The organism is Clostridium sp. (assembly GCF_034179595.1).
Lineage (GTDB): Bacteria > Bacillota > Clostridia > Clostridiales > Clostridiaceae > Clostridium.
In genome coordinates this window covers 1-8,077 of record NZ_JAXFPT010000088.1, presented here as the reverse complement: position 1 = coordinate 8,077, position 8,077 = coordinate 1, and the positions used below count along the sequence as shown (strand labels likewise).

7 protein-coding genes and 1 other annotated feature are annotated in these 8,077 nt (G+C 25.7%); of the genes, 1 reads left to right on the top strand and 6 read right to left on the bottom strand.

What is annotated here, in order from left to right; translation table 11 throughout:
- The 6 genes from SPJ33_RS10610 to SPJ33_RS10585 form a co-directional block, all read right to left on the bottom strand.
- A partial coding sequence (locus SPJ33_RS10610; protein ID WP_321117930.1) for a hypothetical protein occupies positions 1-2,179 on the bottom strand: 2,179 nt, incomplete at its 3' end.
- Between the two features lie 9 nt (positions 2,180-2,188).
- A complete protein-coding gene (locus SPJ33_RS10605; protein WP_321117929.1) occupies positions 2,189-2,887 on the bottom strand; it encodes a hypothetical protein in 699 nt (232 codons plus the stop codon).
- Between the two features lie 14 nt (positions 2,888-2,901).
- On the bottom strand, positions 2,902-4,320 hold the full coding sequence (locus SPJ33_RS10600; RefSeq protein WP_321117928.1) for a hypothetical protein: 1,419 nt from the start codon (positions 4,318-4,320) through the stop codon (positions 2,902-2,904).
- 139 nt (positions 4,321-4,459) lie between these two features.
- Complete coding sequence (locus tag SPJ33_RS10595; RefSeq protein ID WP_321117927.1) at positions 4,460-5,338, bottom strand: C40 family peptidase; 879 nt, start codon at positions 5,336-5,338, stop codon at positions 4,460-4,462.
- Between the two features lie 261 nt (positions 5,339-5,599).
- Positions 5,600-6,073: a hypothetical protein gene (locus tag SPJ33_RS10590; protein WP_321117926.1), complete on the bottom strand. Its 474-nt coding sequence runs from the start codon at positions 6,071-6,073 to the stop codon at positions 5,600-5,602.
- A 284-nt stretch (positions 6,074-6,357) separates the two neighbouring features.
- Positions 6,358-7,008 (bottom strand): YitT family protein, encoded by a 651-nt coding sequence (locus SPJ33_RS10585; protein ID WP_321117925.1) that lies wholly within the window; start codon positions 7,006-7,008, stop codon positions 6,358-6,360.
- Positions 7,009-7,179: 171 nt separating this feature from the next.
- Positions 7,180-7,397: a binding site (T-box leader), on the top strand.
- A 54-nt stretch (positions 7,398-7,451) separates the two neighbouring features.
- Here SPJ33_RS10585 and SPJ33_RS10580 point away from each other — a divergent pair.
- The coding region (locus tag SPJ33_RS10580; RefSeq protein WP_321117924.1) for a class I tRNA ligase family protein at positions 7,452-8,077 on the top strand (626 nt) is incomplete at its 3' end.

Below are 8,077 nucleotides of genomic sequence, written 5' to 3'. Positions count from 1 at the left end.
TAACTCTCATGTTCCCAAATATATATAAAAGATTAATATCATCTTTATATTTATAATAATCATTTATATATACTTCAACTTTTTTAATTTCTTTATCTTTTGTGCCTAATAATTTAATGATTTTCTTTACATAATCCTTATTTTTATAAAATTTATCCTCTATTTTCTTTAATACAATTTCTAAAACCTCTGGACTATTATCTCCCTCTGGTATTAATTTCAAGAATTCATCATCACTATAAAAATATTTTTCTAAGGCTAATAATTTACAAACTGAACTATTAGTATTTGCATTTAAGAATCCTTTAATAAGATAATCTTTACTTTCTTCATCTTTATAAATACTAAAATTTTTCTCTCTAAACTCTATTGGAAGATCACTTCTCTTTTTAAGAAGCTCATACATATCTGATTGCTTTCTTGATTCAAGCTCATTATATATAGGAATTATTACTTTTGTATAAGTATATCTGTTTATATAGTTTGAATTTCTAATGATTTCTTCTAATATAGGTATACATTTATTATATCTTTCTTGCTTTTTATATTGTTTTAATATAAGTATTAAAGAATCATATTCCTTAAATTTCATCATTCCATCTTCTATGAGTTCTAAAATATCATCATTTTTACATATTTCTTTTATCTCGTCTTTTATTAAAAACCCTTTTAAAAACTCTATATTTGAAATATTATCTTCTATGATCTCTTTAATCCACTTATTATTATCATCTAAAGAAAAATTAATAATATAATATTTTAAATAGTACATATATTTTTTTTCATTTTCGCTTTTTATATAGAAGTTTGTTATCTTCTTAATTATTTCTAATTTTTTATCATCTTTAATTCCTTCACCAACATTATTTAAATAATTTTCTAATATTTTAATCTTATCTAAATTCTCTTTAGTATAGCAATCCAAAATATTTTCTATATAATATTCATATACTAACTTACTAAACTTTCCTAAATCCCTTATTGCATTTTTATGATTTATACATATATATTTCTTATCTTTATCTTTTCCATTTATAATAACTTCTTCTAATATCTCAATTAAAGCATCCTTTATATAAACACTTCTCTTATAATAATCTTCCGAGTATTCTAATAATTCCTTCCAATCTATTAATATATTCTTTTTATATGCCTTAACAAGAAGATTCCTATCTTTTATTTGTATACCATAATCTTTTAAAGATATATCTCTACTTTTAAGTTCTCTACATAAAGTAATTAATGATCTAACATCATTATTTCTTTTATAAAAATCAAAAATGATTTTCAAAAGTTCATCATTATATTTAATATTATCTGAATACAAAACAATACTTAAAACTTTATCTAAATCACCTTTATTAGTTGATCTATAATATAGGTTTATTAATTGTTTTATAAATTCTTCATCAATAACTCTAAGTTTAATTTTCACATTCATTAATGCTAAATTAAGCTCTCTATCACTAGAACTACCTATTTTTAAATATCTTAAAACATCTCGGGTATTTTTAGTTACTAAACCTTTCTTATACATATATTTAATAGGTTCAATTATATCATTTAAAAGAATACATCTATCTTTTAATAATTCTTCACAAAATATAGAAAGTTTAATACTATCCTCACATAAGCTTCTACATCTTTTTATTATTTTTATATAAGTATCTATACTGAGCTTTTTATTTAATATAGAAGGAGCATTTTTTGTAATATCTAAAATATCATCTACTCTCTTCATTCCATTTACTATCTTCAATAAATTTTCTTCACTTTTGTTAAAATATAATATTTCTTTTAATCTTTTAACGCTATTTTTATCAGAATCTCCATCTATACATTGAACATAAAACGAAAACTCTCTTATATCATAATCTGTATATATAAGAATAGTTTCTTTAAAGTTATATTCTCTAACAAGACCTTTAGGAATATCAACAAATATTTTAACTTTCTTTTCTTTAGACGTATTTAATATCTCACATTTTATAATTTCATTATGATCATTATTTACAACATTTATATCATAAAGATGCCCATCACTTTCATATTTAACTTCAAACCTTTTATGAAGTCCAAATTCCTTTTTATAATACAAAACTTTATCGTCTAAAGAACTACTCTCTTTATAATCAAAAGAGTTATCTTCCATGATTTCATCATAATCTATATAACTCACAACTTCCTCCTAGCTACTTGTTCTAGACTTTATAGCCTCTTCTAAATCTTTATTAGAAAATACCATTTTTATTTCAATCTTTCTTTGGTCTTTAGTGCTTTCAATATCTTTTTTAGAGTAATCTTTCCTATCTCTATCTTCCTTATTTGGATTTGTTTCAAATTCTGACATTCCAGAAGCTTTAAATTTACCTCCAAATTCATTTTCAAGCTTACTATCTTTTGGCACCATAGCATTTAAAAAACTCATGGCACGTTCTGTTGAAAGCCTTCTATTTGAAATAGTATCACCTGCATAATCTGTATGCCCAACAACTTCTATATACTCAATTTCAGATGCTATATTTTCTTCACTTAAAAGTAAGTAAAATATATTATTAAATTGCTTTGCTAAATTTTTTCCATTTCCTTTTAACACCCATTTATCAGTATCAAAAAAGGTTTCCGTATTTAAAACCATCTTTCCTTCATCTCTGTCAAAATACATAACTTCTTTATCAACATTATTTTTATCTAAGTTTTCTTGAATACAGTTATATATTTCTTCTCTCTTTTTAGATATATTATCTACAAATAAAGAAGATAGTGTCATTGATATAATCATTAGGAAGAAGAAAACCAAAGTAACAGCTGTCATAACATCTACAAACGAAGGCCAATATGATTGTCCCTCTTCTTTAATCCTATACTTTCTGCTTCGTATCTTCATAAAGCCTTCCTCCTCTATTCATCACTAGTTGCTGCTACCCATTCATTCGTTGCATGAACAAGCTCACCAACAGTTCTAGTATTATAGCTTAGGCTTTCTGTTGCTTCTTCAATTCCTTTAATTGATTTTTGAAGTTTTTCTGCAATTTCTTCTGAAATACCTAAAAGTTCTTCTTTTAATACTTTAGATATAACTTCTCCTACCTCATCTTTTAATCTTTCTACATTAGCTATAAAATTATTTATTCCATTTTCAAAGCCTTCATAGCCTTTATTTAGATTCTTTATTTGCTGATTTGTTATATCATTATTTTTTTCAATCGCTTTACTTATATTTTCTGTTCCTTTTAAAAGTTCTCTATAGCTCTTATCTAAACCTACCTTATAACTTCTAAGTTCTTCATTTATAAGCTTAATAGATTCTTTTTCCTCTTCTATATTAATATCTAGCTTATTTAATACATCTGATAAAACATCAATTTTTTCAGATAATCTAGTAATTGAAGTATTCATTATAAATTCTAACTTTTCAGTTGTTATATCAAAATCATCTATCGAAGACTTAAACATATCAATTGGCTTTTTGAAATTATCAACAGACTTATTAAGAGATGATATAACAAGTTCTAAATCTTTAGTATAATTAGATAAAACCTTTGCAGACTCTGTCATATCAATAGTATTTTTATTTATGTTTGAAACTAATTGATCAACTCCTTCTTTAAATAAATCTCTCATTTCTCTAGTTAAATCAATCATAGAAGCTGATATAACATCATTAAATCTTTCAAATTGAGTTACGAAACTAAAAGCATATTCACTATATAAAATATTATCTAAATAATCTTCAACATCATCATAAAATTCTTCTTTTTCTCTTTTAGTTATTTGAATTGTATAATTTAAAACTAATGACATTATTACCCCAAAAATACTTGTCCAAAATGCACTAGCCATACCTTGTAGTGGTATACCCATTTTATTTAAAAATATATCCATAGTCTTTATACCAGACTCTAATACACCATTTGTAGAATGTATTGCAACAGTTAATCCTAAAAATGTTCCAATAAGTCCTAAAGCAATTGATGTTGATGGCAATAAATTAATAAACCTTTCATTTATAGTTATATATTTTCTTAAATACTTTTCCATCAAAACTTCAGTATTTATATTTTCAGTTCCTTTACTAGCACTTTTCTTAAATTCTTCAGAAATCTCATAAAGTGCAGTACCTTTAAGATTCTTTTCTCCAGTATCTTCATTTATAATCTCACTTTTTTTAAACTCACTCCTTAAATCTTCATAACATTTTTTTAGTTTAATACTTGAAACTATTCCATAAATCCCAAGAGCTAAAATAATAAAAATAATAACAAAGCCTAATGTTCCTTGCCCTATCATTGAAGCAAAAACTTCTGAAATAATCTTCAAATTAGTTCCCTCCAAAAACTTAGTATCATTGTATCTTTATTATTTTTTAAGTTTAAATATTCTAATTTTATAATATGAAAATTCCCCTAAAACAAAATAAGAGAAGCCATTTTCTGACTTCTCTTAAATAATTAATATACTATAGTACTCTTCTTGCTATTCCTATTTTACTCCAAGGAACATTAGTAATCCTAACAACACTTCTTGAGTTAGGTGACTCTATCCATTGTCCATTTCCTATATACATACCAACGTGTGATTTATCTGAATATAATAATAAATCTCCTGGCTGTGCATTTTTAACACTTACTCCAACACCATTTCTTGCTTGATCGTAAGTAGTTCTACCTATACTAACTCCACCTTGTTTAAATCCCCATTGCATAAGTCCTGAGCAATCAAAACCTGTTGATGGTGATGAACCTCCATAACAATATTTCTTTCCAAGTTGAGATTTCATAGCACTTAAAATCTTATCATACTTAGAAGTTGCATTGTTTTGTGTATTTGAAAGACTTGCTGAACCTTTTTGTATATAATCAGCACTTACATATCCTTTACTTCCATTATGTTCTACATTATACCAATTTCCACTTTTGCCTTTTATATTAACTTGTCCATTATGAGGAATCGTTTTTATAATCTTTGCACTTGTACTTGCACTTTTTCTTAAATTTAAGCCACTTTTTGCTGTAACTCTTCCTACTGTTTGAGTGCTTGAAGAACTGCTTGACCCCTGTTTTACATAGTCAGCACTTACATATCCTTTACTTCCATTATGTTCTACATTATACCAATTTCCACTTTTGCTTTTTATATTAACTTGTCCATTATGAGGAATCGTTTTTATAATCTTTGCACTTGTACTTGCGCTTTTTCTTAAGTTTAATCCACTTTTTGCTGTAACTACTCCAGTTGTTTGTGAAGCATTTGCTACTGTTCCATGCGGTGCAAATGCAATTGCAGAACACGCTACAGCAGCTAAGGCTAATACCTTACTTATCTTTTTCTTTATCATATTATCAAATCCTCCAGTTTTATTTCTTTTGTATTTTTAGTTAATAAAGTTTCGTTTTATTTATTAACAAAATATGATATTTATTAACATTCTATAACAAAATATCAACTTTTTCAAATTTTTCTCTTAAGTTTCATATATTACCCTATATTTTACAATATTTTTGTTTTTCTTTTAAAAAAAGCAAGCATAAAATAATGAAATCATTACATTATGCTTACTTTCTTGCTTCACAAATACTCTTTTATTTATTTTTTGGTATTAATTATTTCTATCTAATTTATTTATAAATCTTTTGATACCATTTAATCTAATATCATTAGCTTTTATTAAATTATCATCTCCTAATTTTAATAAATTTTTAGCAGATTCTTCTTCTTTTATATTAGATTTTATATATTTTTCTGCAAGCTTATAATAATAATGTCCTTTAGAACCATCACCTTTAATTGGTGTATCTTCATTAGAATAGATTAAATATAAAATCATTGCAGCATGTGAACTTTTAAGTGATTCTGCTCTTTCAAATAAAGATATAGCTTTTCTAATATTTTTATCAAATCCTTCTTTACCTTCTAAAAAATTATATCCAAGTTCTATTAGTTCATCATCATCATCTATGCTCAAAAACTCTTGCATTTCTTGTAAAGGTAATTCATATATTCCATAAGTTTCTTCGTTTTCTTTATGGAATTTATTAATTATTGATTTTTCTATTTTTGCTACCCAATTCATTCTCGCCCATCTCCTAGCTTTATAAAGCCTATATTTAACAACTATCCTTAATATATTTAATTTTGAGTTTAACTGCATTTTAAATAACTTTTAATCAATAAAAATTAAAAATCACTTATCTACTATATAATAATACTTTTAATAGGGAAAATTATTAATTATTTATTATTTTTAACTATTAAAGTAGATTTATTGGTTTTAATCATTATATTAACTTTTTTATCATATACTTATTAATATTAGATAAAAAAAGAGCAACTTATTAAGTTGCTCTAAAGTTTTTTCTATATTGTTATTGATTCGTTATTATAATCATCATCTATTTTATCATTTTCTTCATCATTTTTATTATTATAAATAACTCCTATTAATGTTCCACTTATAACAACAGCTATAATGGAAAATATAACCTGTACTAAATCTAAATAAACTAAAGATGCTATAAGTATTACTGCATCACTTAATAAATAAACTTGATTTATCTTAAGTGGTGTAAATTTATCACCTAAAAGTGCAATTACATCATCTCCACCTGCTGCTCCTCCTCCTCTGAGCACTAATCCAACTCCAATACCAACAAAAATCCCCGCAAATATACTTGCAATCAACATATGGTTACTTAAATTTGGCACAACAAATCCTATATTTTCAAATATTCTATATGAAACTGAAAAACACATTGAAGCAAATATTGAATATAATAAAAATCTTTTACCAAAGAATTTTGCGCCAATTGCAAATAAAGAAAGATCAATTATAAGATTAGTTATTGATGGTGAAATATCAAAAACATTTTTAATTAAAAGTAATAAACCTAATACTCCACCTTCTGTTACACCATTTTGATAATTAAAGTTATAACTTCCAAAACCTAAGATACCTGAACCTATTATTATTAATAAAATACTTTTCAGGTTCTTTCTCGTCGAATACAAAATATCACTCCCTAAATTCCTTTTATATAATTATTAGTTTTTAACACTTATAGAATTATATTATTGTATTTAATTTATAGCAAGGTTTCTTATATTTTAAATATATTCATTAGTATTGACTTAAAGTTGTCCATTAATATATAATTAGAGGAAATGATTATAATTATATATATTACTGCTATGAGTAGGAGTAGTACTATAACCTTGTGATTTTAGAGAGCTGTTGTATGGTGTAAAACAGTATCACAAATATAGGAACTTACCTATGAGCTTACTTGATTATAAGTCAAGTACGGGGTAACCGTTAAATTATTGAGCGAGGAAATTTTACTTAAATTAATTATTTCCTAACAAGAGTGGTAACGCGGAATTATCCTTTCGTCTCTTATTATTAGAGGTGAAAGGTTTTTTTATATTTTCAAAAATTAAGGAGGAATAGTTCTATGGGAAATTATGGAACGTCTATTGATAAGAAATGGCAAGACAAATGGGAAAATGAACATTTATATAAATTCGACCCTACAAATTTAGACAAGAAGCTTTATGTACTAGAAATGTTCTCTTACCCATCAGGAAGTCAGCTTCATGCTGGTCACTGGTTTAACTATGGACCAGTAGATACTTGGGCTAGATTTAAAAGAATGAATGGATACAATGTATTCCAACCAATGGGATTTGATGCTTTTGGATTACCAGCAGAAAACTTTGCTATAAAAACTGGTATTCACCCACAAGATTCAACTGAAAAGAACATAAAGAATATGGAAGCTCAACTTAAAGCAATGGGAGCTATGTTTAACTGGGAAAATGAAGTTGTAACATGCAGACCTGATTACTATAAGTGGACTCAATGGTTATTCTTAAAGTTATATGAAAAAGGCTTAGCTTACAGAAAGCAAGCACCTGTTAATTGGTGTCCATCATGTAACACAGTTTTAGCTAACGAACAAGTTGTTGATGGTTTATGTGAAAGATGTGATACAGAAGTAACTAAAAAGGATTTAACTCAATGGTTCTTAAAAATCACTGATTATGCTGATGAATTGCTTGAAAAATTAGATGGACTTAA